Annotated in this window: 26 protein-coding genes and 3 pseudogenes; 14 read left to right on the plus strand and 15 right to left on the minus strand. The window is 59.8% G+C overall.

Annotated elements, in window-relative coordinates:
• The first annotated feature begins 119 nt into the window (after positions 1 to 119).
• Positions 120 to 1037, plus strand: coding sequence for a DNA-binding transcriptional activator PunR (punR, locus tag HBR94_RS05990; protein WP_057438557.1), 918 nt, complete (start codon positions 120 to 122; stop codon positions 1035 to 1037).
• On the opposite strand, the gene HBR94_RS05995 is transcribed toward punR, so the two are convergent.
• Positions 1029 to 2195: an aspartate aminotransferase family protein gene (locus HBR94_RS05995; RefSeq protein WP_128592933.1), complete on the minus strand. Its 1167-nt coding sequence runs from the start codon at positions 2193 to 2195 to the stop codon at positions 1029 to 1031. The two genes, punR and HBR94_RS05995, sit on opposite strands and share 9 nt — an antisense overlap.
• Before the next feature lie 98 nt (positions 2196 to 2293).
• On the opposite strand from HBR94_RS05995, the gene HBR94_RS06000 reads away from it, so the two are divergent.
• The gene (locus HBR94_RS06000; RefSeq protein WP_057438556.1) at positions 2294 to 3199 is read left to right on the plus strand and encodes a LysR family transcriptional regulator; all 906 of its coding nucleotides are present in this window, start codon (positions 2294 to 2296) and stop codon (positions 3197 to 3199) included.
• Here the strand turns inward: HBR94_RS06000 and HBR94_RS06005 are convergent.
• Positions 3196 to 3819, minus strand: a complete 624-nt coding sequence (locus HBR94_RS06005) for an HAD family phosphatase (protein ID WP_169960247.1) — start codon at positions 3817 to 3819, stop codon at positions 3196 to 3198. The genes HBR94_RS06000 and HBR94_RS06005 overlap by 4 nt on opposite strands.
• A gap of 186 nt (positions 3820 to 4005) precedes the next feature.
• A complete protein-coding gene (gene fabV / locus HBR94_RS06010; RefSeq protein ID WP_169960248.1) occupies positions 4006 to 5199 on the minus strand; it encodes an enoyl-ACP reductase FabV in 1194 nt (397 codons plus the stop codon).
• 328 nt (positions 5200 to 5527) lie between these two features.
• On the opposite strand from fabV, the gene ppnN reads away from it, so the two are divergent.
• The 4 genes from ppnN to HBR94_RS06030 all read left to right on the plus strand — a co-directional run bounded on the left by ppnN (position 5528) and on the right by HBR94_RS06030 (position 8174).
• Complete coding sequence (ppnN, locus tag HBR94_RS06015) at positions 5528 to 6901, plus strand: nucleotide 5'-monophosphate nucleosidase PpnN (RefSeq protein WP_169960249.1); 1374 nt, start codon at positions 5528 to 5530, stop codon at positions 6899 to 6901.
• Positions 6902 to 7077: 176 nt separating this feature from the next.
• Positions 7078 to 7335 (plus strand): AbrB/MazE/SpoVT family DNA-binding domain-containing protein, encoded by a 258-nt coding sequence (locus HBR94_RS06020; protein WP_057438553.1) that lies wholly within the window; start codon positions 7078 to 7080, stop codon positions 7333 to 7335.
• Positions 7332 to 7727: a type II toxin-antitoxin system VapC family toxin gene (locus HBR94_RS06025; RefSeq protein ID WP_170044376.1), complete on the plus strand. Its 396-nt coding sequence runs from the start codon at positions 7332 to 7334 to the stop codon at positions 7725 to 7727. The genes HBR94_RS06020 and HBR94_RS06025 overlap by 4 nt, the downstream gene beginning before the upstream one ends.
• 72 nt (positions 7728 to 7799) lie before the next feature.
• A complete protein-coding gene (locus HBR94_RS06030) occupies positions 7800 to 8174 on the plus strand; it encodes a hypothetical protein (protein ID WP_170044377.1) in 375 nt (124 codons plus the stop codon).
• Positions 8175 to 8486: 312 nt separating this feature from the next.
• Here HBR94_RS06030 and mqo read toward each other — a convergent pair whose 3' ends face one another.
• On the minus strand, positions 8487 to 10133 hold the full coding sequence (gene mqo, locus HBR94_RS06035) for a malate dehydrogenase (quinone) (RefSeq protein ID WP_170044378.1): 1647 nt from the start codon (positions 10131 to 10133) through the stop codon (positions 8487 to 8489).
• A 506-nt stretch (positions 10134 to 10639) separates the two neighbouring features.
• Between mqo and HBR94_RS06040 the strand changes: the two genes are divergently transcribed.
• Positions 10640 to 11188: a cytochrome b gene (locus HBR94_RS06040; protein ID WP_057438550.1), complete on the plus strand. Its 549-nt coding sequence runs from the start codon at positions 10640 to 10642 to the stop codon at positions 11186 to 11188.
• A 175-nt stretch (positions 11189 to 11363) separates the two neighbouring features.
• On the opposite strand, the pseudogene HBR94_RS28935 reads toward HBR94_RS06040, so the two are convergent.
• The 6 genes and pseudogenes from HBR94_RS28935 to HBR94_RS28575 form a co-directional block, all read right to left on the minus strand.
• Positions 11364 to 11578 (minus strand): annotated as a pseudogene (locus HBR94_RS28935) (IS5/IS1182 family transposase); the annotation flags it as partial.
• Positions 11579 to 11709: 131 nt separating this feature from the next.
• A pseudogene (locus HBR94_RS28570) lies at positions 11710 to 12008 on the minus strand (arginase); the annotation flags it as partial.
• A gap of 59 nt (positions 12009 to 12067) precedes the next feature.
• Positions 12068 to 13276 (minus strand): sodium/glutamate symporter, encoded by a 1209-nt coding sequence (gene gltS, locus HBR94_RS06045; protein WP_170044379.1) that lies wholly within the window; start codon positions 13274 to 13276, stop codon positions 12068 to 12070.
• Between the two features lie 58 nt (positions 13277 to 13334).
• Positions 13335 to 14273, minus strand: a complete 939-nt coding sequence (gene hutG / locus HBR94_RS06050) for a formimidoylglutamase (RefSeq protein WP_170044380.1) — start codon at positions 14271 to 14273, stop codon at positions 13335 to 13337.
• 20 nt (positions 14274 to 14293) lie between these two features.
• Positions 14294 to 15019, minus strand: a complete 726-nt coding sequence (locus tag HBR94_RS06055) for an IclR family transcriptional regulator (RefSeq protein ID WP_057438547.1) — start codon at positions 15017 to 15019, stop codon at positions 14294 to 14296.
• 93 nt (positions 15020 to 15112) lie between these two features.
• Positions 15113 to 15208, minus strand: a pseudogene (locus HBR94_RS28575) (disulfide bond formation protein DsbA); the annotation flags it as partial.
• A gap of 118 nt (positions 15209 to 15326) precedes the next feature.
• Between HBR94_RS28575 and dusA the strand changes: the two are divergent.
• Together dusA and tal are read left to right on the plus strand one after the other, a co-directional pair.
• Positions 15327 to 16322 carry a tRNA dihydrouridine(20/20a) synthase DusA gene (gene dusA, locus HBR94_RS06060; RefSeq protein WP_170044381.1) on the plus strand — a complete coding sequence of 332 codons (996 nt, stop codon included), beginning with the start codon at positions 15327 to 15329 and terminating at the stop codon, positions 16320 to 16322.
• Positions 16323 to 16551: 229 nt separating this feature from the next.
• A complete protein-coding gene (tal, locus tag HBR94_RS06065; protein WP_057438541.1) occupies positions 16552 to 17478 on the plus strand; it encodes a transaldolase in 927 nt (308 codons plus the stop codon).
• 130 nt (positions 17479 to 17608) lie between these two features.
• On the opposite strand, the gene rssC is transcribed toward tal, so the two are convergent.
• Together rssC and rssB are read right to left on the minus strand one after the other, a co-directional pair.
• A complete protein-coding gene (gene rssC, locus HBR94_RS06070; protein ID WP_029293846.1) occupies positions 17609 to 18091 on the minus strand; it encodes an anti-sigma factor antagonist RssC in 483 nt (160 codons plus the stop codon).
• Positions 18091 to 19272, minus strand: a complete 1182-nt coding sequence (gene rssB, locus HBR94_RS06075; protein WP_032863287.1) for a two-component system response regulator RssB — start codon at positions 19270 to 19272, stop codon at positions 18091 to 18093. Before rssB ends, rssC begins: the two co-directional genes overlap by 1 nt.
• Before the next feature lie 277 nt (positions 19273 to 19549).
• Between rssB and HBR94_RS06080 the strand changes: the two genes are divergently transcribed.
• Positions 19550 to 19846, plus strand: coding sequence for a PilZ domain-containing protein (locus tag HBR94_RS06080; RefSeq protein ID WP_032863288.1), 297 nt, complete (start codon positions 19550 to 19552; stop codon positions 19844 to 19846).
• A 59-nt stretch (positions 19847 to 19905) separates the two neighbouring features.
• On the opposite strand, the gene HBR94_RS06085 is transcribed toward HBR94_RS06080, so the two are convergent.
• Complete coding sequence (locus tag HBR94_RS06085) at positions 19906 to 20592, minus strand: VacJ family lipoprotein (protein WP_057438540.1); 687 nt, start codon at positions 20590 to 20592, stop codon at positions 19906 to 19908.
• Positions 20593 to 20788: 196 nt separating this feature from the next.
• Between HBR94_RS06085 and HBR94_RS06090 the strand changes: the two genes are divergently transcribed.
• Both HBR94_RS06090 and HBR94_RS06095 read left to right on the plus strand, forming a co-directional pair.
• Positions 20789 to 21400 (plus strand): hypothetical protein, encoded by a 612-nt coding sequence (locus HBR94_RS06090; protein ID WP_057438539.1) that lies wholly within the window; start codon positions 20789 to 20791, stop codon positions 21398 to 21400.
• A 110-nt stretch (positions 21401 to 21510) separates the two neighbouring features.
• Positions 21511 to 21777 carry a DUF4404 family protein gene (locus HBR94_RS06095; RefSeq protein ID WP_057438538.1) on the plus strand — a complete coding sequence of 89 codons (267 nt, stop codon included), beginning with the start codon at positions 21511 to 21513 and terminating at the stop codon, positions 21775 to 21777.
• Positions 21778 to 21913: 136 nt separating this feature from the next.
• Here HBR94_RS06095 and queF read toward each other — a convergent pair whose 3' ends face one another.
• Both queF and HBR94_RS06105 read right to left on the minus strand, forming a co-directional pair.
• Positions 21914 to 22744, minus strand: a complete 831-nt coding sequence (gene queF, locus HBR94_RS06100) for an NADPH-dependent 7-cyano-7-deazaguanine reductase QueF (protein ID WP_057438537.1) — start codon at positions 22742 to 22744, stop codon at positions 21914 to 21916.
• Positions 22745 to 22811: 67 nt separating this feature from the next.
• On the minus strand, positions 22812 to 23336 hold the full coding sequence (locus HBR94_RS06105; RefSeq protein ID WP_057438536.1) for a cupredoxin family protein: 525 nt from the start codon (positions 23334 to 23336) through the stop codon (positions 22812 to 22814).
• 156 nt (positions 23337 to 23492) lie between these two features.
• On the opposite strand from HBR94_RS06105, the gene HBR94_RS06110 reads away from it, so the two are divergent.
• Together HBR94_RS06110 and HBR94_RS06115 are read left to right on the plus strand one after the other, a co-directional pair.
• On the plus strand, positions 23493 to 24173 hold the full coding sequence (locus tag HBR94_RS06110) for a heavy metal response regulator transcription factor (RefSeq protein ID WP_169960497.1): 681 nt from the start codon (positions 23493 to 23495) through the stop codon (positions 24171 to 24173).
• Positions 24170 to 25534 carry a heavy metal sensor histidine kinase gene (locus HBR94_RS06115; RefSeq protein ID WP_120733791.1) on the plus strand — a complete coding sequence of 455 codons (1365 nt, stop codon included), beginning with the start codon at positions 24170 to 24172 and terminating at the stop codon, positions 25532 to 25534. The genes HBR94_RS06110 and HBR94_RS06115 overlap by 4 nt, the downstream gene beginning before the upstream one ends.
• Positions 25535 to 25589 lie beyond the last annotated feature (55 nt).

Genomic DNA, 25589 nt, shown 5'->3' on the forward strand with positions numbered 1-25589 from the left:
AGCCTTGTAAGTACTGCCATCAAACAATTTGCTGACTGGCGCCTATTATGAAGCTGGTAGTTGCCCTGTGAAGCGATAATAATTGGACGCTCTTATCAATATTTTTGAAGGCAACCCCCATGTGGTCCGAATACTCCCTGGATGTGGTGGACGCCGTGGCCCGTCACGGTAGCTTCAGCGCTGCCGCCCAGGAACTGCACCGCGTACCCTCGGCCATCAGCTACACCGTGCGGCAAATCGAGGAATGGCTGGCAGTGCCGCTGTTTATCCGCCGCCACCGCGATGTAGAACTGACTCCCGCCGGTCGCCTGTTTATCGACGAAGCCCGTGGCGTGATGAAAACCATGCTCGGTACCCGCCGGCTGTGCCAGCAGGTGGCCAATGGCTGGAGCGGCCAGCTGAAGGTGGCGGTGGACTCCATCGTCAAACAGCAGCGTTGCCGGCAACTGGTGCTGGACTTCTATCGCCAGTTCCCGGAAGTGGAGTTGCTGCTGGAGTACGAGGTGTACAACGGGGTGTGGGACGCCCTGGCGGACGAGCGCACCGATATCGTGATCGGCGCCACCAGCGCGGTGCCGGTGGCCAGCCACTTCACATTTCGTGATATGGGCTTGTTGAACTGGCTGTGCGTGGTCAGCGCCCGGCATCCGTTGGCCCAGCTCGACGGTTTGCTCAGTGACGATCAACTGCGACCCTTTGCGTCGCTGTGCATGACCGACACTTCGCGCAACCTGCCCAAGCGCGACACCTGGACCCTGGATAACCAGCGGCGCCTGGTGGTCCCCAACTGGGCATCGGCCATGGATTGCCTGCAGGACGGGTTGTGCGTCGGCATGGTGCCGGCGCACCTGGTGCAGCCATTGATCGACAGCGGTGAACTGGCGGCCCTGCAACTGTCCCGGCCCTTCCCGGCCAGCCCGTCCTGCGTGGCCTGGGCGCAGAACAAACTGTCACCCGCCATGGCCTGGCTCCTGGACTACCTGGGGGATAGCCAGACGCTGAACCAGGAGTGGCTGAACGGACCCGCTTCACAGTAACCGAGCGATGGCCCGCACAATCATCTCCACTTCCTTGCTGTCCAGGGTCAGGGGCGGCAGCAGGCGAATGACCTTGCCCCGCGTAACGTTGAGCAACAACCCCTGCTCCCGTGCGGCCCGTTCGGCCAGGTCGCGCTGCGGCGTGGCCAGTTCAATGCCGATCATCAGGCCACGACCACGGATCGCCAGCACCTGCGGATGCTCACTCAATTCCACTCGCAGCCGCGCCAGCAGCCGCTCGCCCTGGCGTGCGGCGTTCTCCAGCAAACCTTGTTCCTCGATGATATCCAGCACCGTGCAGCCCACCCGGCACGCCAGCGGGTTACCGCCAAAGGTGCTGCCATGGCTGCCTGGGGTGAAGAGCTTGGCCACCGAGGCACGGGCCAGGCAGGCGCCAATCGGAATGCCGTTGCCCAAGCCTTTGGCCAGGGTCATGACGTCCGGGACAATCCCCTCCTGCTGGAAGGCAAACCAGGTGCCGGTACGGCCAATGCCGGTCTGGATCTCATCGAGCATCAATAACCAACCGTGCTGGCTGCAGTGGGCGCGCAAGGCTTTCAGATAGCCCGGCGGGGCCAGTTGCACGCCACTTTCACCCTGGATCGGCTCCAGCAATACCGCGACTATCCGGGCGCCAAACTCACGGGTCACTGCGTCCAATGCCGTCAGGTCGCCAAAGCCGACCTTGATGAAATCCCCCGGCAAACGCTGGAACCCCAGGCGCACCGATGGCCCGTCACTGGCGGCCATGGTGCCCAGGGTGCGGCCGTGGAAGGCGTTCTCCATGACCACCACCAGCGGCTGCTCGATGCCTTTTTTCCAACCGTGCAGGCGCGCCAGTTTCAACGCGGTTTCATTGGCCTCGGCGCCAGAATTGTTGAAAAACGCCTGATCCAGGCCGGATAGCCGGGCCAAACGTTGGGCCAGCCTTTGCTGCCAGTCGATGCCGTACAAGTTGGAGGTATGCAACAGCAACCCGGCTTGCTCGCTGATTGCCGTCACCAGCCGCGGGTGGGAGTGACCGACATTGGTCACGGCAACCCCGGCCACCGCGTCAAGGTATTCACGGCCTTGCTGGTCCCACAGGCGGGTGCCCAAGCCACGGGCAAAGCTCAGGGCCAGAGGTTGATAGGTGGTCATCAGGCAAGCGGCGGTCATGGCATCGGGCTCCATCAAGGTCATGGCCTTAGTATCGTTAGCCACTCAAGCTGGATAAACTGCGCACACCTGCAATGACTTTAAATCAGGACTTGATAATGGACCTGTTCCAGGCAATGAGCGTCTACGTCAAAGTGGTAGAAACCGGCAGCATGACCGCAGCCGCCCAGGTCTGCGGCCTGTCTACGACCATGGTCGGCAACCACCTGCGCGCCCTGGAACAACGCCTCGGCGTCAGCCTGCTCAAGCGCACGACCCGCAAGCAAAGCCTGACCGAGTTCGGCGGCCTGTATTACCAGCGCTGCCTGGAAGTCCTGGGGCTGGTGGCCAACTCCGAGCAATTGGCGGAACAGGTCCACCGCGAAGCGCCCCAAGGGTTGCTGCGCATCACCGCACCGCCCGCGTTCGGGGCCGAGCGCCTGGCACCGGCGCTCAGTGAGTTTTCCCGCCGCTACCCGCTGATCCAGCTGTACGTGGTGTTGAGCAATCAAACGATGGACCTGATCGACAGTGGCTTCGACGTCGCGATCCGCCTGGGTGAGCTGCAACCTTCGAGCCTGATCGCCCGGCCCTTGCAGGACTACACCATGACCCTGTGCGCATCGCCGGATTATCTGGCGCGCCGGGGTACACCCCAGCAACCCATGGACTTGCAGAACCACGACTGCCTGGCGTTCGCCTACCCATCGACCGATGACTGGCGCAACGCCGACAAGCTCTGGCGCCTACGGGGGGCCGAGGGTGAAGTCGAAGTCGCCGTGTCCGGGCCCATGACCATCAACAGCTCCCAGGCCCTGCAGCGCGCGGCCGTCGAAGGCATGGGCATCGTGATGCTACCCGACGCCCTGGTGGCCGCCGACCTGCTGGCGGGCCGACTGGTGGCGCTACTGCCAGGTTATCAGTCACCTTCGCGCTCCATGCACCTTCTATATGCACAGGACCGCTACCGCCTGCCCAAGCTGCGGGCCTTCGTCGACTTCGTGATCGAACAATGGGCGCGTTAGAAATTCACCCCCAGGGCCTTCAGCTCACCGCGGGTCTGCTCGGGTGATACATGATGAATACCCCGCCAGCCCACAGCACTGGCAGCGTGGGCGTTTTCAGCCACATCGTCGATAAACACCAGTTCTTCGGGGCGGATATCCGGCAAATGGGCGCGCACCTGGTCAAGGCTGGCGCGGTAGATCGCAGGGTCGGGCTTGATCAGCTTTACCTCGCCGGACACCACGATATTGCGAAAGTACTTCAGGAAGGGGTAGTTGGCACGAGCATAGGGGAAGGTTTCAGCGGACCAGTTGGTCAAGCCGAACAGCGGCACTTTAGCCTCATGCAGGTCTTCAAGAATCGCTACGCCGTCGGCGAGCGGGCCGCGCAGCATTTCATGCCAGCGGTCGTAGTAGGCCCGGATCAGGGCCTCATGTTGCGGGTGTTCGGCGATCAGGCTGTGGGTGGCTTCAGCCAGGGTGCGCCCAGCGTCCTGTTCGGTGTTCCAGGCCTGGGTACAGATGTTCTCGAGGAACCATTGGCGCTCCTCGTCACCGGTAATCAGTTTGCGGTACAGATGCTGCGGGCTCCAATCAAACAGAACACCGCCGAAATCAAAAACTACTGCACGAATCGTCATGAAGATCCTCCGTTAGCCGAGTGTGGTCACTGGAACACCCAGCATGAAGCAAATGTGGGAGCTGTCGAGCCCCGGCGAGGCTGCGATAGCGGCGGCACTGCAACATTATGTTGCCTGAACCACCGCTATCGCAGCCTCGCCGGGGCTCGACAGCTCCCACAAGGGTTTCGCTTCGTTTGTTAGAGCTTAAGCCTGAACCAGACCTTCAATCTTCACGGTCGGATTGACGTCCGCGTCGTAATCCACGCCATCAATCTCGAAACCGAACAGGCGCAGGAACTCTGCCTTGTAGCCGGCAAAATCGCTGATTTCGTTGACGTTGTCATCGGTCACCTGGTTCCACAGCGCCGCCACGGAGTCCTGGACTTTCGGTTCCAGCTCCGCCAGGTCGGCACGCAGGCGGCCATCGGCGTCAAGCTTCGGCTCGCTGCCGTACAGGCTGTCCTTGAACAGACCGTAGACCTGCTCGATGCAGCCTTCGTGGGTGCCCTGCTCTTTCATCACCTTGAACAGCAGCGACAGGTACAACGGCATGATCGGGATCGCCGAACTGGCCTGGGTAACCACGGCCTTGAGCACCGAGACGCGGGCATCGCCCTTAAGTGCGGCGAGGTTGTCGCGCAGGGTCAGGACTTTCTTGTCGAGGTCTTTCTTGGCCTCGCCGATGGAGCCGTTCCAGTAAATATCCTGGGTCAGTTTTTCGCCCAGGTAGGTGAACGCGGTGGTCTTGGCGCCTTCGGCCAGCACGTCGGCGTCACGCAGGGCGTCGATCCACAGCTGCCAGTCTTCGCCGCCCATCACTTTGACGGTGCCGTCGATTTCTTCCTGGGTCGCCGGCTCCAGGGTGGTGTCGACCACAACGCCCTTGTCGGTGTTGATCCCGCGCAGGGTCACAGCCTTGCCGATCGGCTTGAGGGTGGAGTTGTGCACCACGCCCTGCGGGTCAGTACGGCGCGGCGCGGCCAGGCTGTAGACCACCAGGTCGATCTTGCCCAGGTCTTTCTTGATGGTTTCGATGGTCAGGCGCTTGATCTCGTCAGAGAACGCATCGCCATTGATGCTCTTGGCGTACAGGCCTTTTTCGGCGGCAAACTTGTGGAAAGCGGCGCTGTTGTACCAGCCGGCAGAGCTGAGCTTGCCTTCTTCGCCTTCTTTTTCAAAAAACACGCCAAGGGTGTCGGCGCCACAACCAAACGCGGCACTGATACGCGCAGCCAGGCCGTAACCGGTGGACGCACCGAGCACCAGGACTTTCTTCGGGCCACCTTCGATGGCACCGTGTTCGGTCACATAGTCGATCTGCTCTTTGACGTTCGCTTCGCAGCCAACAGGGTGGGCGGTCACACAGATAAAGCCACGAACCCGCGGTTTGATGATCATAAAATTTCTGCCTCTTCCAAGGTGCCGATGGCCAATGGTGGCCATTACGGCGTCAATCGTACTGGTCTATGACGTCCGAAAAACCGAAGCGTCACGATAGTCGCAATTCTTCTGTTCGCAAAATCCAATCCACACCGGCCAAAGGCACTATATTTTTCCGACAAGGGCGCGAATTCAGCAAGTTCTGCGGCATGATGAGGTAGGACAGAGTTTGCGTCCTGCCTTTAGGGCAGGGAAAATGCCCGTCCTGTGCGACCGTATTCGGCGCTCGTCATCCTCAAGCCACTGGCTGTCCATCGCCCGGTGGCTGCGCTTTCAGGGAATAAGAATGCCTCAACGCCAAGTCATCAATGCCTCCGTCAGCCCCAAGGGCAGTCTCGAAACGCTGTCACAACGTGAAGTCCAGCAACTGAGCGAAGCCGGCTCCGGCAGCATCTATACGCTTTTCCGCCAGTGCGCCCTGGCCATCCTCAATACCGGCGCCCATATCGACAACGCCAAGACCATCCTCGACGCCTACAAGGACTTCGAAGTCCGCATCCATCAACAGGATCGCGGCGTGCGCCTGGAGCTGTTGAACGCGCCAGCCGACGCGTTCGTAGATGGCGAAATGATCGCCAGCACCCGGGAAATGCTGTTCAGCGCCCTGCGCGACATTGTCTACACCGAAAACGAACTCGATAGCCAACGCATCGACCTGAGCACCTCCCAGGGCATCACCGACTACGTGTTCCACCTGTTGCGCAACGCGCGTACCTTGCGCCCGGGTGTCGAGCCGAAGATCGTGGTGTGCTGGGGCGGGCACTCGATCAATACCGAAGAATACAAATACACCAAGAAAGTCGGGCACGAACTGGGTCTGCGCAGCCTCGACGTGTGCACCGGTTGCGGCCCGGGCGTGATGAAAGGTCCGATGAAGGGCGCGACCATTTCCCACGCCAAGCAACGCATCACCGGCGGGCGCTACCTGGGCCTCACCGAGCCGGGCATCATCGCCGCCGAAGCGCCGAACCCGATCGTCAACGAACTGGTGATCCTGCCGGATATCGAAAAACGCCTGGAAGCCTTCGTGCGTGTCGGGCACGGCATCATCATCTTCCCCGGCGGCGCCGGTACGGCTGAAGAGTTCCTGTACCTGCTGGGCATCCTGATGCACCCGGACAACCGTGACGTGCCCTTCCCGGTCATCCTCACCGGGCCCAAACAGGCGGCGCCGTACCTGCAACAGCTGCATGCGTTTGTCGGCGCGACCCTGGGTGAAGCGGCCCAGGCCCACTACCAGATCATCATTGATGACCCCGCCGAAGTCGCCCGGCAGATGACCGCTGGCCTGAAGGACGTCAAACAGTTCCGCCGCGAGCGCAACGACGCCTTCCACTTCAACTGGCTGCTGAAGATCGACGAAGGCTTCCAGCGTCCGTTCGACCCGACCCATGCCAACATGGCCAGCCTGCAGTTGAACCATGCCCTGCCGCCCCATGAACTGGCGGCCAACCTGCGCCGGGCGTTCTCGGGGATCGTGGCGGGTAACGTCAAGGACAAGGGTATCCGCCTGATCGAACAGAACGGCCCGTACGAGATCCACGGCGACCCGACCATCATGAAACCACTGGATGAGCTGTTGAAGGCGTTTGTGGAGCAGCACCGGATGAAACTGCCTGGCGGCGCGGCGTATGTGCCGTGCTATCGCGTGGTGCAATAAGGCAGATTGCCAGGTCATAGGTTGTATTGCTTTAGAGCCATCTGAGGGGTGTCGAGGGAGCGAAAGCGGACTAGGGTTTTATCTATTCCGACCACCGACACCTACCAGCAGAGCGACCTATGGACCAACGGATCTTGTCCTCCATTATTCCTTACCCTAAGGTAAGGAATATCCCGATGGAGATCTTCATTATGGCCACCGCCACACTCACCTCAAAAGGGCAAATCACCATCCCCGTTCAAGTCCGCAGCGCGTTGGGCCTGGACACCGGAGACCGGGTGGAGTTTGTCGAAATGGAAGATGGCAAGTTTGCCATTATCGCTGCCAACCACAGCGTCCAGGACCTCAAGGGCCTGATCCGCAAGCCCGCCAAGGCCGTCAGCATTGAACAAATGAACCAGGCCATCGCCGCGCAGGGAGCGAAAGCGGGATGATTGGCCTGGATACCAATGTGCTGGTGCGCTATGTCACTCAGGACGATCCGGTTCAATCGGCCACGGCCTCGAACCTGATCGAATCCCTGACCCTTGTTTCACCGGGCTTCGTCAGCCTGGTCTCGGTCGTGGAGCTGGTATGGGTATTACAGAGCTGCTACCAATGCACCAAGACGCAACTGGTGGCGGTTCTGGAAACCCTGCTGCGCACCCGTGAACTGATCATCGAACATGCCGAACTCATCTGGCAGGCCGTGCGCCGATTTACCACGACCAAGGCTGACTTCGCCGACTGTTTGATCGAACGCTGTGCCCACGCTGCCGGGTGCGAATACACCGCCACCTTTGATATCGATGCCGCGAAAGCCGTCGGCATGCGTCGCCTGGGCTGAATCCTGGCGTTGCTGCAACGGACCTGCTTTGGTAAAACCTGTATTCCACTGCCCCTTGAGAGACCGCCCAACGTGCGCACGCTTCTGCTCGCAGCCCTGCTCCTGACACCCACCCTCGCCCTGGCAGAAACCATTGCCTGGCCGGACCTTCCAGAGACCTGTTTCGTCAGCGGCCGGTCGGCCACCAACGACGATGTCGACAATGGCTGTGCGGCGTTTCTGATCAATGTGAAAGGCAAGGCGGCAGGCACGCCCATCAAGCTGGAGATCCCCCAATACGCCATGCACGTCGAAGTGGGCACAGGCAAGGAAACGCCGGTGATCATCATCCAGGCGGAAGAGAACGGTGAGATCAAGGCGGTTGGGTACAAGGAACTGGGAACGGAGCAATTGGGCGCGGCGTTGCTCAAGGAAGTGCGGCTACTGGGAACCAAAAAACCGACCTGAAGAACCCTATCCAAGCGACCTGGGCATGATGTTTACGACGCACGCACCATCGCCTGCCTCTTCAAACCCACCGGGCTGACCAAACTCATCCCCGGAATACAGTTACCTGGGCTGCCGCCGCATCAGCTTTATTTACTTTCTGATAGCGCTAATCATCTGGCATTGCACCTACATGAGCAGATCAAAAAAGGGTTCAGTATTCGGCCCTTTTGAGCAGACCGAATAGCTACAATCAAAAAACCCGCTGACCGTTACCGGTTCAGCGGGTTTTTAACTGTCGATTCAATCCTGTCTCAGGACTGCGTCAACCGCTTACAGCGCAATGTCAGCCGCCGGCTTGCTCGGCTCGGCCGCAGGCTTGGCAGCCTCGGTCGCCTGTGGAGCAGCCATTTGCGGCATGGCTGGCGGAGGCGTCAGTTGCAACACCTTGGCGGTGTAGGCCCATTCTTGCGCAACGCGCTCAGGGCTGCCGTTCAGCTTGGTGCCATAGCTCGGCACGATCTGCTTAAGCTTCTCCTGCCAGGCCGGGGTAGCGACCTTGTCCTTGAACACTTTTTCCAGCACCGTCAGCATGATCGGCGCTGCGGTGGACGCACCTGGCGACGCACCCAACAGGCCGGCGATGGTGTTGTCGGCGGAGCTGACCACTTCGGTACCGAGTTTCAGGACGCCGCCCTGCTCTTCGTCACGCTTGATGATCTGCACACGCTGACCGGCTTGCCACAGGCGCCAGTCTTCTTTCTTGGCGTTCGGGAAGTACTCTTGCAGCGCCTTGAAGCGGTCGTCATCCGACTGCATCAACTGGCCGGCGAGGTACTCGACCAGTGGGTATTCACGAATACCGACTTTGGTCATTGGCCAGATGTTGTGGGTGGTGGTGCTGGTCAGCAGGTCCAGGTACGAGCCTTCTTTGAGGAACTTGGTGGAGAAGGTCGCGAATGGGCCAAACAGGATCACGCGCTTGCCATCCAGCACGCGGGTGTCCAGGTGCGGAACCGACATCGGTGGCGCGCCAACCGATGCCTTGCCGTAGGCCTTGGCCAGGTGTTGCTCGGCAATCGTTGGGTTCTCGGTCACCAGGAACGAACCACCCACCGGGAAGCCGGCGTATTCCTTGGCTTCAGGAATGCCCGACTTTTGCAGCAGGTGCAGGGCACCGCCGCCCGCGCCGATAAACACGAACTTGGCGTCGGTCTCGGTCTTGGTACCGTCTTTCAGGTTTTTGTAGCTGACGCGCCACGAACCGTCGGCGTTCTTGGTGATGTCCTGCACTTCGCTCGACAGTTTCAGGTCGAACTTGGGCGTGGTCTGCAAGTGAGCGACGAACTGGCGGGTAATCTCGCCGAAGTTCACGTCAGTGCCAATCGGAGACCAGGTCGCAGCGATTTTCTGGTTCGGGTCACGCCCTTCCATCATCAGCGGAACCCACTTCTTGATCTGTACCGGATCTTCGGAGTATTCCATGCCAGCAAACAGCGGGCTCGCCTGCAGCGCTTCGTAACGCTTTTTCAGGAACTTGATGTTGTCATCGCCCCACACAAAGCTCATGTGCGGAGTGGAGTTGATGAACGAGCGCGGGTTCTTCAGAACGCCTTGCTGAACCTGCCACGACCAGAACTGGCGGGAGATCTGGAACGCTTCGTTGATCTCGACCGCTTTCGGGATCTCAACGGTGCCGTCCTTGTTTTCCGGGGTGTAGTTCAGCTCAGCCAGGGCCGAGTGACCGGTACCGGCATTGTTCCAACCGTTGGAGCTTTCTTCGGCGACACCGTCCAGGCGCTCAACCATCTCCATCGACCAATCCGGCTGCAGCTCATTGAGCCACACACCCAGGGTCGCGCTCATGATGCCGCCGCCGATCAATAGCACATCAACTTTCTTTGCCTCTTCCGCCTGGACGGAAGTAATCCCTATCGACAAAGCCAGCCCCAGCAGGGCAGTGTTCACTTTTTTAAACATCGTAGCACCTATGATAAAACGCCTTCCGCCCTACCGTCCTTGACCTTCCGGCAACCGTAGTACGCCAAACATCAGGCAATGTCTGGCTGGGTCCCGTACTCGCAAGAACTGCAGGGTGGGCACACAAGGCCGACGTATCGACCTCACTTTTATGTCCCTTCTGCGCTGACTTTTTATCATTATTGGCTTCAGCTACCTCGGCGACAGCTCTCTGCCGGTACGCATTCGGGAGTGCGTACCAGAGAAAGGATAGACCAAGATGGCGCGCAGAATATCATGCTCCGGCGGGATCGGGCGTCTGTTCTGGACTTGGTGGTCGTCTTCGCGACAGGTTCAGCGCCACCGGAGGAATAGGGCATCCTGTGACCCGGCGTTTGTAGTCCCGGCAGGATGGAGAGAAATGCTGAAAATCAGAAAAGCCGATGGGAATCATCGAGTTTTTACGGTTTTCCGCCCTGCCCAATTGTCGATAATCGCGCCTACCCAAAACACAGGCGCGCATCCAGATGACAGAGACAAAAAGCTATACGGCCACCGCAAAATGGCTGCACTGGGGCATGGCACTCATCTGGATTGCCGCCTGGCTGGTGGGAATTGTCGCCGTTCACTGGCGCGATGAATTCAACCCGCAGCATCAACTCACGTTTTTACACAAAGCGATGGCTAGCACCCTGCTATTGCTTATCGTCCTGCGCATCGCCTGGCGCCTGACCCATGCAGCACCGGCGATGCCCGATACGATGACACCACTGCTCAAGCGTGCAGCGTTTATTGGCCACTTGTTGCTGTACATCGTGGCACTGCTCGGATTGCCGATATCCGGCTGGTACTGGAGCTCGGTGGCTGACAAACCCATCCTGGTGGCGGGCCTATTCCTGCTGCCACCGCTGGTGGAGCCGGATAAAAGCCTCTATGACCTGGCAAAAGCGATTCACACCTACAGCGCGTGGTTATGCGGCGCTCTGGTAGGTGGGCATGTGATGGTGGCGCTGAAGCATCATTTTGTTGATAAGGACAAGGTACTGGCGGGGATGTTGCCGGGGCGCGTCGAGTGATGTGGGAAGGCACCGGAACCGTACTCTCCCCAGAAAAAAGCTCCACCAGATTACGTGCCTTGTAGGTAGGTCGATCCAGCTTTCGGGGCGTCAGACGATTCCCTCTTGAGGGGATGACGGCATCAGCCCCATTGCGCTGTATCAACTCCACGAAGGCATCGGAGTCATAACCTTGTAAACCTTCGATCAGCGCGTCGGCTTGGCCATATTCAGAGCCTTGTACGGGCGTCAGCAGCAGGCGTACCGGGTTCCCCAGGGCATTGACGGCAGCATGAATCCTGGTGCTCAGTCCGCCTCTGGACTTGCCCATGGCTTCGGCGTCCTGACATGGTTTTTTGCCGCACCATGCTGATGAACGCGCACTATGCTGTCATCCACCATCAGGTGTTCCAGGGGCACTGTCAGGTTGTTTAGGCCTTACGGATAGCGGCCCGCGTTGATAAACACAGAGTCATGACTTATCCAAAGATTTCCACATCTCTGAAGGGGTTTCGTTATCCCCGCGAACCCCGGGGCGGTTCAATGCGCTTGAGCGCCGGCATGTTCAGCGAGCGATTGACCCACGAACCACAATACCGCTTGGGCGCAAAGCCTACCCAATCGGGGTGGTTATCGAAGTGGATCAAGCTGATGGGCGCTTTCAAGTCGGCAATAAACGCCAGCGTGAGGTGATGATAGTCACCGGAGCCAACGAAGAAAATTTCCGGACGCGCATTGGTTGGCAGGGGCTCGGGTCCTGCATGTCTATGCGCGTGGCCCGGCCGCTGGCCAAACGCCGGGCAATCGGCGCCTGACCGGCAAGTCGGCTCCCACAACACAGAAGCCGCCCTGCCGGCGATGGCTTCGGCGCGCTTTAGCAATGAAGCAACCAGGTGATTCTCAACTGTATGCGTTGATAAACCAGGTGATCATCGGGATAGCCACAATGTCGATCAGCACGGCACCGCACAGCGGCACGATGATGAAGGCTTTGTACGAGAACACCTTGTAATGGTCACAAATGGCGCCCATGTTGGCCACTGCATTGGGCGTCGCGCCCAGCCCATGCCCCATGAAGCCCGCACACAAGACTGCCGCGTCGTAGTTGCGGCCAAACAGGCGGAACAGGACGAACACGCACAGCAAAATCATGATCACCACCTGCACCACCAGAATCACCAGCAGCGGCAAGCCGAGCTTCTCCAGCTCCCAAAACTTCAGACTCATCATTGCCATGGTCAGGAACATGCCCAGGCACACATCGCCGATGGTGCTGACGGCCTGGTCGGGCATCTCGATAACCTGAGCACGGTCATTGAGGTTGCGCAGGATGATCGCGACGAACATGGCGCCCACATAGCTCGGCAGCACGATACCCAGATGCTGTTGCAAGCTGGAGCCCAGCCAGAATCCCAGCACCATGATCACCACAATGCAGGTCAACAAGCGCAACAAGGTGGCAGCATCCAGCGCGGGCGGCGGGGTATGGACCACTTCTTCGAACGCCTTGAGGCTACCAACGGCTTCGGCCTTGACCACGAGTTTGTTGCGCTCGATCAACCAGCGCGCCAGCGGGCTACCCAGCAAGCCGCCTGCCACCATGCCAAAAGTTGCAGCTGCCAGCGCTGCAGTGGTCGCACCGACCGCACCGAGGTTTTCAGCAATCGGCCCGAAAGCTGCCGCCGCACCAAAACCGCCTTCCAGTGACACCGCGCCGGCCATGATGCCCAGCAACGGATCGATGCCCAGCAGCTTGGCGACACTGACACCCACCACGTTTTGCACCAGCGCCAGGCCCCAGCACGCACCCAGGTAGATAAACAGCAATTTGCCCCCCTTGCGCAGCAAACCCAGGCTCCCCCCCAAACCGACAGTGGTGAAAAACGCCACCATCAGCGGGGTTTGCAGGCTGGTGTCGAGGGTCAGGTTGAGCAGCTGTTGATCACGTAACAGCCAGATCACCAAGGCAAAACCAAAACCACCAATCACCGGTGCAGGTACACACAGTTGACGCAGCCAGTAGCTACGTTTTTTCAGTTGGGCACCCAGGCCCAGCAGGAGCAGCGCGAGAGCGAGGGTGCTCAGCGCATCCAGTTCGAATGTCAGCATGGCGAATTTCTCTTTTTCTTATGATTCAACAAGCGGTTTCAGGGATTTACGGAAAAACTTAATCGATCAGGCTGGCAAGCAGACGCGCACCAATGCGGGCGGTTCGATTGTCGATATCCAGGCCGGGGTTGAGTTCGGCGATATCGGCCATGCGCAATTTGCCGCTGGCCTTGGCATGGCGTATCAGATGCTCGACGATCTGCATGTCCACGCCATGGGCAGACGGCGCACTGACACCGGGCGCCTGGCTGGCGGGCAGGACATCAAGGCAGATGGTCAGGTAGAGGTGATCGACGTCTTGCAAGAACTCATCGATCATCGCTTCGCAGGCGGGTATGTCCCAGCTGTTCATTTGCCGGTCGAGGCGGTAACGCACATTCAGTCGCTGCGCCTGCTCAAACAGCGCCTGGGTGTTGTTCAACTGGCTGACACCCAGGCAACAATAGGTGAACGGCATCCGTGCACGCTGGCAGTACTCGGCTATCTGGCGAAAAGGGGTACCCGAACTGCTTTGTTCACCATGGCGCAGATCGAAGTGGGCATCAAAGTTGAGAACGCCGATCCGCGCATGCGGGGTGGCCTGGCGCAGGTGATCGGCCAGGCCGCTAAAGCTGGCAAAGGCGATTTCATGGCCGCCACCCAACCCCAACGGCAAATGCCCCTGGTTGAGCAGATAGCTGACGTGGTGAGCGTAAATCTGCTGCGCGCCTTCGAGGTTGCTGTCGGTGCAACTCACATCGCCCGCGTCATACAGCGGCGCCCGGCCATGCCACGCCAGGTTGGCCAGCGCCTTGCGCAGTGCTGACGGGCCAAGACGGGCGCCGGTGCGTCCTTGATTACGTTTGACTCCTTCATCACAGGCCAGCCCAATCAGTGCTGCACCCGCAGACTGACCCTCGCAGAAGGGCTTGACCCATTGATGCCAGCGCAGCGCAGCCTGCCCTTCGCCAGCGTCGATACGACCTGTCCACAGGGGTATGTCAGAAACAGCAGTCATGCTTGAAACTCCAGTCAAATTCAGTCGAGCCGAGCACTCAGGCGCAGGGCCGCGTCCTGGGTCCAGCGGATCAGGCGTTCACTGCGGGTGTGCGCCCGGGAGGCAGGAGCCATGAGGCTGATGGCGCCTAGCAGGCGATTGCGGCTGTCGAGCAACGGCGCGCTGATACCCCAAATGCCGTCGTCGATTTCACTCACACTCACGGCATAACCGGCAGCGCGGATATCGGCAAAACTGCGCTGGTACGTGGCGACTTCCTCGCTTTCGACGCCTTGCGCCAACAGAGCCGACAGGCTTTGCGCCTCATCCATATAGGCCAACAGCACTCTCGCCGATGCACCGACCAACAGCGGCTGGGCCAGCCCTTTTTGGTAGCAGCAACGCAGCGGTTGTGGGCTATCGACCAGCTCGATGCAAATCGCCTGGCCATTGCTGGGCACCATTAACGCCACGCTTTCCTGGCTTTGCTCGGCCAGGCGCTTGAGTTCCGGCTTGGCGAGGGTCACCAGCACGGCTTCGCGGTCGAATTTCTTGGCCAGTTGCAAACAGGTTGGCCCTGGCAAATAGCGACCCTGACCGTTCTCTTCGGCAAGCCCCCAGCGCAGTAAGGTCTTGAGATGGCGATAAGTGCTGCTGAGCGGCTGTGCCAGTTGCTCGGACAGTTCTTTGGCGGAGATCGCCTCGCTGGATTGCCCCAGAGTGACGAGGATTTGCAGCAAGCGATCAGTGGGCGTGTTGTAGTTCATATCGGCCTCATGCTCTTGCGGGCATGGTGCACCGAGTTTTCCATTAACTGAAACCAGATTCCCACTGAGTGGGAAAAAACCCGCAGATAACGATCAGCGGTCAGCCTTAGTCTCACGGATGATCTGCCGAATCGCGCGAACAAACGCCTCCATCGGCTGCCCACCACTGACTACATACTGATCGTTGAACATGGAAAGGAGACAGATTTATTTAACTCCAACAATCCCTCCCAAAGAGGCTCCCCCATCCCCGCCAACCCATTCCTGTTAAACTGCCTCCCCTTCGCAAAGCTCACCTCAGATCCTCATGCCCCAACACACAGCTCCAACACAAGCTTTCTCCCGTCACTTCTCCGTCGCCCCCATGATGGATTGGACTGACCGTCATTGCAGATACTTCCTACGCCTGCTCTCCAAGCACGCCCTGCTCTACACCGAAATGGTCACCACCGGCGCCATTCTCCACGGCGACCATGAACGCTTCCTGCGTCACAATGAAGCCGAGCATCCTCTCGCCCTCCAACTGGGCGGCAGTGTTCCAGCCGACCTGGCCGCGTGCGCACGCATGGCTGAGGCCGCCGGTTACGACGAAGTGAACCTGAACGTCGGCTGCCCCAGCGACCGGGTGCAGAACAATATGATCGGCGCGTGCCTGATGGGGCACCCTGCCCTGGTGGCGGATTGTGTCAAGGCGATGCGGGATGCGGTGTCGATTCCGGTGACGGTGAAGCATCGCATCGGGATCAATGGCCGGGACAGTTATGCCCAGTTGTGTGATTTCGTCGGGCAGGTGAAGGATGCCGGTTGCACCAGTTTTACCGTGCATGCGCGGATTGCGATTCTGGAGGGGTTGTCGCCCAAGGAGAATCGGGACATTCCGCCGCTGCGTTATGACGTGGCGGCGCAATTGAAGCGCGATTTTGCCGAGCTGGAGATTATTCTCAATGGCGGGATCAAGACCCTGGAGCAATGCGCAGAGCATCTGCAGGTGTTTGATGGCGTGATGCTGGGGCGTGAGGCTTACCACAACCCGTATCTGCTGGCAGAAGTGGATCAGCAGTTGTTTGGCAGTACGGCGCCGGTGATCAGTCGGGCCGAGGCGTTGGCGCAGTTGCGGCCGTATATCGCCGAGCACCTGGCCACCGGTGGCGCGATGCATCACATTACGCGGCATGTGTTGGGGTTGGGCACCGGGTTTCCGGGGGCGCGCAGGTTTCGGCAGTTGTTGTCGGTGGACATTCACAAGGCCGCGGATCCGTTGGCGTTGTTGGATCAGGCCGGAGCGTTGCTTGAAGGCCGTTGACGGAGCGGCGACGGGTCCATCGCTATCGTGGGCAAGCTCGCTCCCACATTCTGATCGCGTTGCTGGTTGAACCTGATAGCGATTTTGCCCTCCTATCTAGCAGCACGGTCGGTCATTCAAACGACTGTTTTCAGGTTATTGCCCTCGCAAACGATCGAACGCGTTTGCGCCCTTGAGCGGCTATCGGCCCTCGGGTAATGTCATCAGACCCATAGGACAGAGCACGCCCATGACTTCCAAACTGGAACAACTCAAGCAATTCACCACCGTAGTTGCCGACACTGGCGATTTTGAAGCTATCGCTCGCGTCAAGCCGCAGGATGCCACCACCAACCCTTCCCTTTTGCTCAAAGCCGCGTCCATTCCGGCTTACGCCAAGCTGCTGGACGCCTGCGTGCAGGATTGCAACGGCGATGTCGGCCTGGCCAGTGACCGCTTTGCGGTGGCTGTGGGCCAGGAGATCCTCAAGGTGGTGCCAGGGCGCATCTCCACCGAGGTGGATGCGCGGCTGTCGTTCGACACGGACGCGGTACTCAAGCGTGCGCATCGCCTGATCGACCTGTACGAAAAGGCAGGTATTGGCCGCGACCGCGTACTGATCAAGATCGCATCCACCTGGGAAGGTATTCGTGCCGCCGAGCAACTGGAGAAAGAAGGCATCCAGACCAACCTGACCCTGTTGTTCTCCTTCGCCCAGGCCGTAGCCTGCGCTGAAGCCGGGGTGTTCCTGATTTCGCCGTTTGTCGGTCGTATCTACGACTGGTACAAAAAGGCCAATGGCAACGACTACACCGGTGCCGATGATCCTGGTGTGCAGTCGGTAACCCGCATCTACAACTACTACAAGGCCAATGACTACAAAACGGTGGTGATGGGCGCGAGCTTCCGCAACCTGAGCCAGATCGAAGAGTTGGCCGGTTGCGACCGCCTGACCATCAGCCCGGACTTGCTGGAGAAGCTGGCGGCCGACAATGGCAAGCTGGAGCGCAAGTTGGCGCCAGGCCATGCCGGTGAACCCCGTGTGCATATGACAGAGGCGCAGTTCCGCTGGGAGTCCAACGAGGACGCGATGGCCACTGAGAAGCTGGCAGAGGGCATTCGTCAGTTTGCTCGGGACCAGGAGAAGCTGGAAGCGTTGTTGAGCGCCAAGCTGTAAAAAGCGAGGGCGGCAAAAAGGGCGGCATCCGTTGGGATGCCGCCCTTTTTTGTAGCTCAATTTGTGTTGGTTGGGCTGGCGCTATCGCAAGCTAGCCAGCTCCCACATGTTGACCGTGCTCACAGCGAGGTCAGTGACGCTCCAGGGCGTTGACCAGGTCGTGAAACGCTTCGCGGTTGGACTCGTTCAGGCCCATCAGGATCTTGTGCGCCTCCAGCACCTTGAGCCGCACCACTTCCTCGGACTGGTCCTGGGAAGGCAAGTCGGTCAGGCATTCCGGGCAGGGGATCGGGCGGTCAACGATGTTGAACACCTGGTCGAAACCCATCGACTGCAAGAGCCGGGTGATGTCTTCGTGGGTGGTGACCACGGTCGGCAGCAGTCCGACCTTCTGCCGCGACAGAATGGACAACTTGGCCAACAGCCCAAGGGTGGTGCTATCGATGCTGCGGGTTTCGGTCAGATCGATCACGATCGCCGAGAAATTCAAGGCTGTGAAAATCCGCTCAATCGTTGCATCCAGCGCCGAACACAGGGTCAGGCGCACTTCACCGACAAACTTCAGGACGAAGGTCCCGTCTTGCTCGGCGAATTGGATTCTTCCGGTACTCATCAAAGATTCCTGCTCAACACCAATAGGGCGATATCATCCGGCATCTCCCCTAGCGTGGCCAATCCAAAAACCTGCCGCAGGCCATCCAGGCTGCCGCCCGCCGACCTGACCCGTTGGGGCAAGGCGGCTTCTTTCTCTTTGAGTGTAGGCTCTGGAAGAAGGTCCAGGATGCCATCAGACATCAGCGTCAGGCTGAAGGCCGGTGGCAGCTCCAGGATGTGGTCTTCATAGGTGGCTTCATTGAACAAGCCAACCGGCAGACCGCGCCCTTCCAGATAACGCACACTGTCTGGAGTGTATAAAACCGGCAATGGCAGGTGACCGCCAATGCTGTAGGTCAACAGACCGGTTTCTTCATCAATCACGCCGCCCACCATCGTCACGTGCTTGCCCAGCTTGCAGCTGATCAGGCCCCGGTTGATGTGGCCCAGCACTTGCGAGGGAGTGAACTCCGGCAAGGTGCCGTTGCGCTTGGATTCGAACAACAGCCGTGTGGTCATGAACTTCAACAACACGGTCACGAATGCAGAGGATGCGCCGTGCCCGGAGACATCGGCCAGGTAGAACGCGACCCGGCGCTCATCCACGCGGAAGTAGTCGACAAAATCCCCCGACAGGTACAGCGACGGGATGATCTGGTGGGCGAACTGGAACTCGTCGATGCTCCAGGGGCTCACCGGCAGCATGTTCATCTGCACCTGGCGACCGGCGTTCTGGTCTTCCTGGAGCAGGTTAAGGCTGGCTTCGAGCTCACGGTTGGCGGTTTCGAGCTTCTCGCGGTAGCGCTGGTTTTCCAGCAGCAGGCGGGCACGATCCAGCGCCCGGCGCACCGAGTGCTCCAGTACGGCCAGATCTTCCAGGGGCTTGATCAGGTAATCGGCAGCGCCCAGGCGCAAGGCTTCCACGGCGTCGTTCATCACCCCGGCACCGGACACGACAATCACCGGCGTCTGCGGAGCAAGCTCGGTTACCTGGCGGATCAGCTCAAGGCCGCCCATCTGGGGCATACGCAGGTCGCAGATCACCAGGTCGGGCTGGTCGCGCTCGAACACCTGGAGACCCTGAAGACCATTGCCGGCCTGCAGGACGCTGAAGCCACTGTCTTCCAAATAGGCCGCGAGGCTCGCGCGCACTACTTCGTCGTCATCGATTATCAGCAGCGTGGCACTGGTTTTTTGCATGTGGGCAAACGGCGCCAGAATTAGGTTGGCGTAGGCAGTCAGGCAATGGCCCGGCTCGCACTACTGGATTCGCTTTCTAGCCTCTCTGTCCTACAAAACATGAGCTTTTGGCTCACGCACAAAGGTAAAGCAGAGGTGCCCTTCTAAGGCGCAGACGGTACTCCCATCCGCCAGGGGTTTCAAGCTCATGCCGATGGTCGCTGGACGTCTTTACATCGCAAATCACCGGGAGTTATAAGAACAGGCAAAACCACAACGCAATGGAAGGATGAAAGCTATGAGCGCAAATGAACGTGACTATGCAGAAAAGCGCGATTTCATCCGCATGCGTGTGGATGCCGGCGTGTCGTTGATCCATGCCGGGCAAGAGATTGCCGGCGTCTGCCTGGACCTCTCCAGCTCTGGCATGCAGGTTCAGGCCCAGCACCCGTTCAACGTGGGCGACCAACTGAAGGTGCGTATTGACTCAGAGCACGCCGCGCTTAAAGGCCTGGAGGCGGACACCGAGGTGGTCTGGGCCAGAAAAGAAGGTGACGACCAACACCTGGGCCTGAAAATCCTCAAGATGTACTGAAATTAATGCACACAAAAAAGGCGGCCTCGAAGGCCGCCTTTTCCATTCAAGGGTTAACCTTAAAAGTCATCCACTACCTTGCCATCTTTGACCTTGAACTCACGGTTCTGCAGGTAGGCATTGCGGATAAAGGTGTATTTGTCGCCATTGATCAGCTTTTCAGCCGACAGCAGACTCGCACGGGTATCGACGATATCCAGGCCCATGGCGCTGTTGCGTGTAGGGATATCGCTCATGTAGCGGTACGGTTCGGTGTAGCTGTCGACGTACTTGGACGGCGCATCACGCAAGGTGCTTGGGCCCAACAGCGGCAGCATCACGTACGGACCGCTCCCCACGCCCCAGTAGCCGAGGGTCTGGCCGAAGTCTTCGTCGCTGCGTTGCAGCCCCATTTTGGTGCCTACGTCGATGACGCCGAGCACGCCAAACGTGGTGTTGACCAGCAAACGCGCGGTATCGACACCCGCCTGATATGGCTTGAGTTGCAGCACATTGTTGGCCAGGTTGCCCACATCACCAATGTTGCGGAAGAAGTTGTGGATACCGTCTTCGACAAATTGCGGGGTAATGAACTGATAGCCTTGGGCCAATGGCTTGAGGGCGTAGGTATCAACGGTGTCGTTGAAGGTGAAAATCGGGCGGTTGATGCTTTCCCATGGATCGTCTTCCGCAGCCTGGGCGGCGAAAGGCACCAGCAACACACTGGCACATACCGATAGTTGAGCAAGACACTGGCTCCAGCGCATAGCTTGAACTCCTTGAATGATCTGTCATGGGCGCTATGCCCTGAATAAGACGGCAGTATATGACGGAAGTGTAAGATTAGGCAGCTTGACGGAATTGTCATTCAGCAAATATACAAAACTCCTACATCCAAGATCAGGTGTCATCTGCTTGTCATGGGCTTCCGATAGCGTCACAGCTATTTTCAGGGACGTCCCAATGCCCCACCCCCAGATCGCTGCAGACAACGCCCCGTCCTTGACCGCCGTACTCTTTGGCCTCAGTGGCTGCCTGGTGGACTTCGGTTCCATGGCCCACGCCGACACCATCCCCACCGGCGAAGCCCTGGCCACCCCTGGCGCCCTGAACATCCTGCAATGGCTCAACAGTCAAGGCACCCCCTGCGCCTGGCTGGATGAGCTGCCCCCCACCGTCACCACGCCGTTGGCCGCAGCCCTGCCGGACTGGATCCAAGGCACCCGCCCTGCGACCGCACCCTGGCCGGCACCCCATGCTTGCTGGCAAGCCTTGATGGACCTGAACATCCAGCACTTGGATGGCTGCGTACTGGTCAGCGGCGAGCCGCGGCTGCTGCAAGCAGGGCTCAACGCTGGGCTCTGGACCATTGGCCTGGCGTCCTGCGGCTCACTGTGCGGGCTGCCCCCCAGCCAATGGCAAGCCCTGAGCGAACAGGCGCGCGAACACAAACGCGCCAAAGCTACCGTCGCGCTGTACGGCCTCGGCGTGCACTCGGTGATTGATCATCTGGGTGAGCTGGGCACCTGCCTGGCGGACATAAGCCTGCGCCGGCTCAAAGGCGAGAAGCCCTGATCAAGATCATGCACAGTCGCCGCCAGTGGATTAATCTACAGGTCATACCGTAGACCTTTCTCGGCGTGCCGCGGTCTATGCCAGTGCCTATTGATAAAAGGAAGAACGCCATGCCTGCCCGCGAAAAACTGCAAGAACAGGTCAACATCCTGCGCGAGCAATTGAACCAGGAGCCGCCTCTGCCGCTGGAAAAACGCGAAGCGCTGGAAGCATTGATTGCCAAATTTGAAGTGCAACTGGAACTGGAACCTGCGACCCAGCCGCCGAGCATCTCCGATGATGTGAACCTGGCAGTCGAACGTTTCGAATTGGACCATCCGGGCATTGCCGGGACATTGCGCAATATTGTAGTGGCCTTGGGCAATATGGGGATTTAATCCCAACCCGAGCCAGGTACAAAACCCAATGTGGGAGCGGGCTTGCTCGCGATAACGGAGTGTCAGTCACCGAAGATATTGACTGAAACACCGCTATCGCGAGCAAGCCCGCTCCCACATTTGCTGGGTGTGAAGCTTACTGTCGGGCCAGGCGCAGGTTCTGGAACTGTACATCCTCAGTGCTGCGATACGGGTTGATATCCAACCCACCCCGTCGCACATACCGCGCATAAACCGTCAACTTCTCAGGCTTGAGCAACCGCTGCAGGTCGAGAAAGATCCGCTCCACGCACTGCTCATGAAAGTCCGAGTGCTGGCGGAAGCTCACCAGGTAGGCCAGCAGGCTCGCATGGTCCAGCGCCGCGCCGCGATATTCCACCGCAACGCTGCCCCAGTCCGGCTGACTGGTCACCGGGCAGTTGGATTTGAGCAGATGGCTGTGCACGCTCTCCTCCACCACACGGGAATCATCACAGCGCAGCAGTTCCGGGCGCGGATGCTCGTAGTTGCTGACACTGATATCCAAGTCATCAATGCACACGCCCGGCAGGCGCACCACGCCTTCGTCTTCCACTTCGGCCAGGCTACGGATGCGCACGCCCACCGGTTTGCCGGCCGCCGCGCTCAGATCGGCACGCAGGGTCGCCTCAAGGCTTGGCCCATCGGCAAACGGCGTCTGGTTCAGCGAGTTGAGGTAGAGCTTGAAGGATTTCGATTCGATGATGTTCGGCGAGTCGGCCGGGATGCTGAACTCACCGATGGCCACCACCGGCTTGCCAGACGGTAGCAGCCAGGACAATTCAAAGCAGTTCCAGAAGTCCACGCCCTTGTAGGGCAGCGTCTCGGCGGTGAGGCCCAGCTCGGCCCATTTGGCGGCGCGAGGAATGGGAAACAGCAATGAAGGGGTGTAAGTGGAGATGTATTCACTGGACTTGCCCAGCGGCGAATGTTCGGCTGCGGGATGCATGGCGGAAACCTGGCTAAATAAACCCCGCCAGTCTACCAGCCTTTGCACCCGCCTTTGAGCCCGAGGTTTACTGGCTGACGTTCAGCTTGCCGACCATCCCCGCCTGGTAATGCCCAGGGAGGTTGCAGGCAAACTCCAGGGCCCCAGCCTTGCTGAAGGTCCAGGTCAATTCGGCGGTCTTGCCCGGCTCCACCAGCACGCTGTTGGGATCGTCATGCTTCATGCTGCCCATGTCACCATGACCCATTGCCGCGTGATCCATCTGGCCCATGCCGGTGGTGGTCAACATGCCGCTGGCCTGCATTTTGAGCATTTCCTTCTGGTGATCGGCATGCATGGCCGCGTCCCCCAGGTTGAACTCATGCAGCAACTGGCCCTTGTTGACCAGCACAAAGCGCACCGTCTCGCCGGCTTTTACATCCAGGGATGTAGGAGCAAAGGAAATATCCTGCAGCAGCACTTCTACAGTCCGCGTGGCCTTGGTCGCCGGGGCAGCCTCGCCAAAGGCGAAAGTGTGCGCACCATCGGCCAGCGCCGCAGCGCTCAGCATCATCAGACAACCCACCAACCACCAGGCTTTGCGCGATAACATGTTCATTCTCCAAAGGTACGGGATCCGCTTGTGGGACACTCTAATAATGCGTCGCTGCCAGCCAGCTGACTGTTAGATTACAACTTTGTCAGGTTGCGCCAGCACCACGGCGCACACGGTATAAAGCCTGCTGCTACCCGTTGCCATGAGTTGCCTATGAAACTGCTGATCGTCGAAGACCAACCCAAAACCGGCCACTACCTGCGCCAGGGCCTGGCCGAAGCCGGGTTCAATACCGAACTGGTGGCCGACGGCACCACCGGCCAGCACCTGGCGCTGACGGGCGACTACGATTTGCTGATCCTCGACGTGATGCTCCCTGGCCGCACCGGCTGGCAGATCCTGCAGGCGGTGCGCAGCGCCGGCCTGGAGATTCCGGTGTTATTCCTGACTGCGCGGGATGCGGTCGAAGATCGGGTCCACGGCCTCGAGCTGGGGGCCGACGACTATCTGGTCAAGCCATTCGCGTTCTCCGAGCTGTTGGCCCGGGTGCGCAGCCTGTTGCGCCGAGGCAGCAGCACCCCCCAGGAAACCGGCCTGCACCTGGCCGACCTGCGCCTGGACCTGATCCGCCGCCGCGTAGATCGCAGCGGCCAGCGCATCGACCTGACCGCCAAGGAGTTCGCCCTGCTGGAGCTGCTCCTGCGCCGCCAGGGCGAAGTGCTGCCCAAGTCGCTGATTGCCTCCCAGGTTTGGGACATGAACTTCGACAGCGACACCAATATCATCGAAGTAGCTATCCGCCGCCTGCGCCTGAAGATAGATGACAGCTTTCCCAACAAGCTGATCCACACAGTGCGCGGCATGGGCTATGTGCTGGAGGAGCGGTTCAGTTGATCAAGCGCCTGTCCCTGGCCAGCCGCCTGGCCCTGTTGTTTGCCGGCTGCACCGCCGTGGTCTCGCTGCTGGCGGGCGTGTTGTTCAACCAGGCCAGCGAGAAACACTTCATCGAGCTGGACCAGCAATTGCTCGACAGCAAGCTGATGACCCTGCGCAGCGCCCTGCAAGGCGCCGACACCCCGGCGCTGTTCGCCCCACGCATCGCCGCATTGAAAGACGAGCTGAGCCATCAACCCGACCTGTCGGTACGCATCAATGCCGCCGACGGCCAGCGCTGGTTTGACAGCGCGCTGCGCATCCCCAATGACCTGCCTACCGCGCCCGGCCTGCACAGCCTGCAAAGCGCCGGCACCAGCTACCGGGTGTACAACGCGCCGTTGAATCCCGAGCAGCCCGGCTCCGCGCAGTTGGTCCTGATGCTGGACATTACCCATCACCAACACTTCCTGCAGCGCATGCAGCACCTGATCTGGCTGACGGTCGGCCTGTCCGCCCTGGCCACCGCGCTTCTCGGCGCCTGGGCCGCACGCAGCGGGTTGCGTCCGTTGCGGCGAATGACTGAAGTGGCCAGCCGCGTGCGCGCCCACTCCCTGACCCAGCGCCTGCCCGAAGAACAGATGCCCGCCGAACTGGCGGAACTGGCCCAGGCCTTCAACGCCATGTTCAGCCGCCTCGACGACGCGTTCCAGCGGCTGTCGGCGTTCTCTGCCGATATCGCCCACGAGCTGCGCACGCCGCTATCCAATCTGCTGACCCAGACCCAGGTGATCCTCACCCAGCCCCGGCCGCTGGAGGACTACCGCGAAGCGCTGCACAGCAATCTGGAAGAGCTGCAATGGATGGCCCAACTGGTCAATGACATGCTGTACCTGGCCAAGGCCGATCACGGCTTGCTGAACCCCAGGCGCGAGCCCCTGGCCCTGGCCGACGAGGTGGATGCCTTGCTGGAGTTCTTCGCGCCGTTGGCCGAGGACGCCCAGGTCAACCTGCTGCGCGACGGCAGCGCCAGTACCGTCGGTGACCGCAGCATGCTGCGCCGTGCTTGTTCCAATCTATTGGACAACGCTGTGCGCTTTACCCCGCCGGGAGGCGAAGTACGGGTGAGGATCAGCGAAAACGCCCAGGCAGTGACGCTGAGCGTGGAAAACACCGGCACCGGGATTCCCCAGGGATTACTGCCCAAGCTGTTTGACCGGTTCTACCGCGTGGATCCGGCACGCCATGAAGGCAGCAGTGAGCATGCTGGGCTAGGGTTGGCGATTACCCAGTCGATTGTGCAGGCACACGGGGGGAGGATTTTCTGTGAGTCACAACCGGGGTGGACGCGGTTTGTGATTGAGCTGCCGCAGGGGGTTTGAGGCAAGCTGGGCGGGCCTCATCGCGGGCAAGCCCGCTCCCACATGTTGATTTGCG

Source organism: Pseudomonas sp. WS 5412, assembly GCF_012985615.1.
Taxonomy (GTDB): domain Bacteria; phylum Pseudomonadota; class Gammaproteobacteria; order Pseudomonadales; family Pseudomonadaceae; genus Aquipseudomonas; species Aquipseudomonas shahriarae.

Coding starts and splice junctions, on each gene's coding strand:
- punR (WP_057438557.1), top strand. CDS start 120: ATGTGGTCCGAATACTCCCTGGATGTGGTGGACGCCGTGGCCCGTCAC.
- HBR94_RS05995 (WP_128592933.1), bottom strand. CDS start 2,195: ATGACCGCCGCTTGCCTGATGACCACCTATCAACCTCTGGCCCTGAGC.
- HBR94_RS06000 (WP_057438556.1), top strand. CDS start 2,294: ATGGACCTGTTCCAGGCAATGAGCGTCTACGTCAAAGTGGTAGAAACC.
- HBR94_RS06005 (WP_169960247.1), bottom strand. CDS start 3,819: ATGACGATTCGTGCAGTAGTTTTTGATTTCGGCGGTGTTCTGTTTGAT.
- fabV (WP_169960248.1), bottom strand. CDS start 5,199: ATGATCATCAAACCGCGGGTTCGTGGCTTTATCTGTGTGACCGCCCAC.
- ppnN (WP_169960249.1), top strand. CDS start 5,528: ATGCCTCAACGCCAAGTCATCAATGCCTCCGTCAGCCCCAAGGGCAGT.
- HBR94_RS06020 (WP_057438553.1), top strand. CDS start 7,078: ATGGAGATCTTCATTATGGCCACCGCCACACTCACCTCAAAAGGGCAA.
- HBR94_RS06025 (WP_170044376.1), top strand. CDS start 7,332: ATGATTGGCCTGGATACCAATGTGCTGGTGCGCTATGTCACTCAGGAC.
- mqo (WP_170044378.1), bottom strand. CDS start 10,133: ATGTTTAAAAAAGTGAACACTGCCCTGCTGGGGCTGGCTTTGTCGATA.
- HBR94_RS06040 (WP_057438550.1), top strand. CDS start 10,640: ATGACAGAGACAAAAAGCTATACGGCCACCGCAAAATGGCTGCACTGG.
- gltS (WP_170044379.1), bottom strand. CDS start 13,276: ATGCTGACATTCGAACTGGATGCGCTGAGCACCCTCGCTCTCGCGCTG.
- hutG (WP_170044380.1), bottom strand. CDS start 14,273: ATGACTGCTGTTTCTGACATACCCCTGTGGACAGGTCGTATCGACGCT.
- HBR94_RS06055 (WP_057438547.1), bottom strand. CDS start 15,019: ATGAACTACAACACGCCCACTGATCGCTTGCTGCAAATCCTCGTCACT.
- dusA (WP_170044381.1), top strand. CDS start 15,327: ATGCCCCAACACACAGCTCCAACACAAGCTTTCTCCCGTCACTTCTCC.
- tal (WP_057438541.1), top strand. CDS start 16,552: ATGACTTCCAAACTGGAACAACTCAAGCAATTCACCACCGTAGTTGCC.
- rssC (WP_029293846.1), bottom strand. CDS start 18,091: ATGAGTACCGGAAGAATCCAATTCGCCGAGCAAGACGGGACCTTCGTC.
- rssB (WP_032863287.1), bottom strand. CDS start 19,272: ATGCAAAAAACCAGTGCCACGCTGCTGATAATCGATGACGACGAAGTA.
- HBR94_RS06080 (WP_032863288.1), top strand. CDS start 19,550: ATGAGCGCAAATGAACGTGACTATGCAGAAAAGCGCGATTTCATCCGC.
- HBR94_RS06085 (WP_057438540.1), bottom strand. CDS start 20,592: ATGCGCTGGAGCCAGTGTCTTGCTCAACTATCGGTATGTGCCAGTGTG.
- HBR94_RS06090 (WP_057438539.1), top strand. CDS start 20,789: ATGCCCCACCCCCAGATCGCTGCAGACAACGCCCCGTCCTTGACCGCC.
- HBR94_RS06095 (WP_057438538.1), top strand. CDS start 21,511: ATGCCTGCCCGCGAAAAACTGCAAGAACAGGTCAACATCCTGCGCGAG.
- queF (WP_057438537.1), bottom strand. CDS start 22,744: ATGCATCCCGCAGCCGAACATTCGCCGCTGGGCAAGTCCAGTGAATAC.
- HBR94_RS06105 (WP_057438536.1), bottom strand. CDS start 23,336: ATGTTATCGCGCAAAGCCTGGTGGTTGGTGGGTTGTCTGATGATGCTG.
- HBR94_RS06110 (WP_169960497.1), top strand. CDS start 23,493: ATGAAACTGCTGATCGTCGAAGACCAACCCAAAACCGGCCACTACCTG.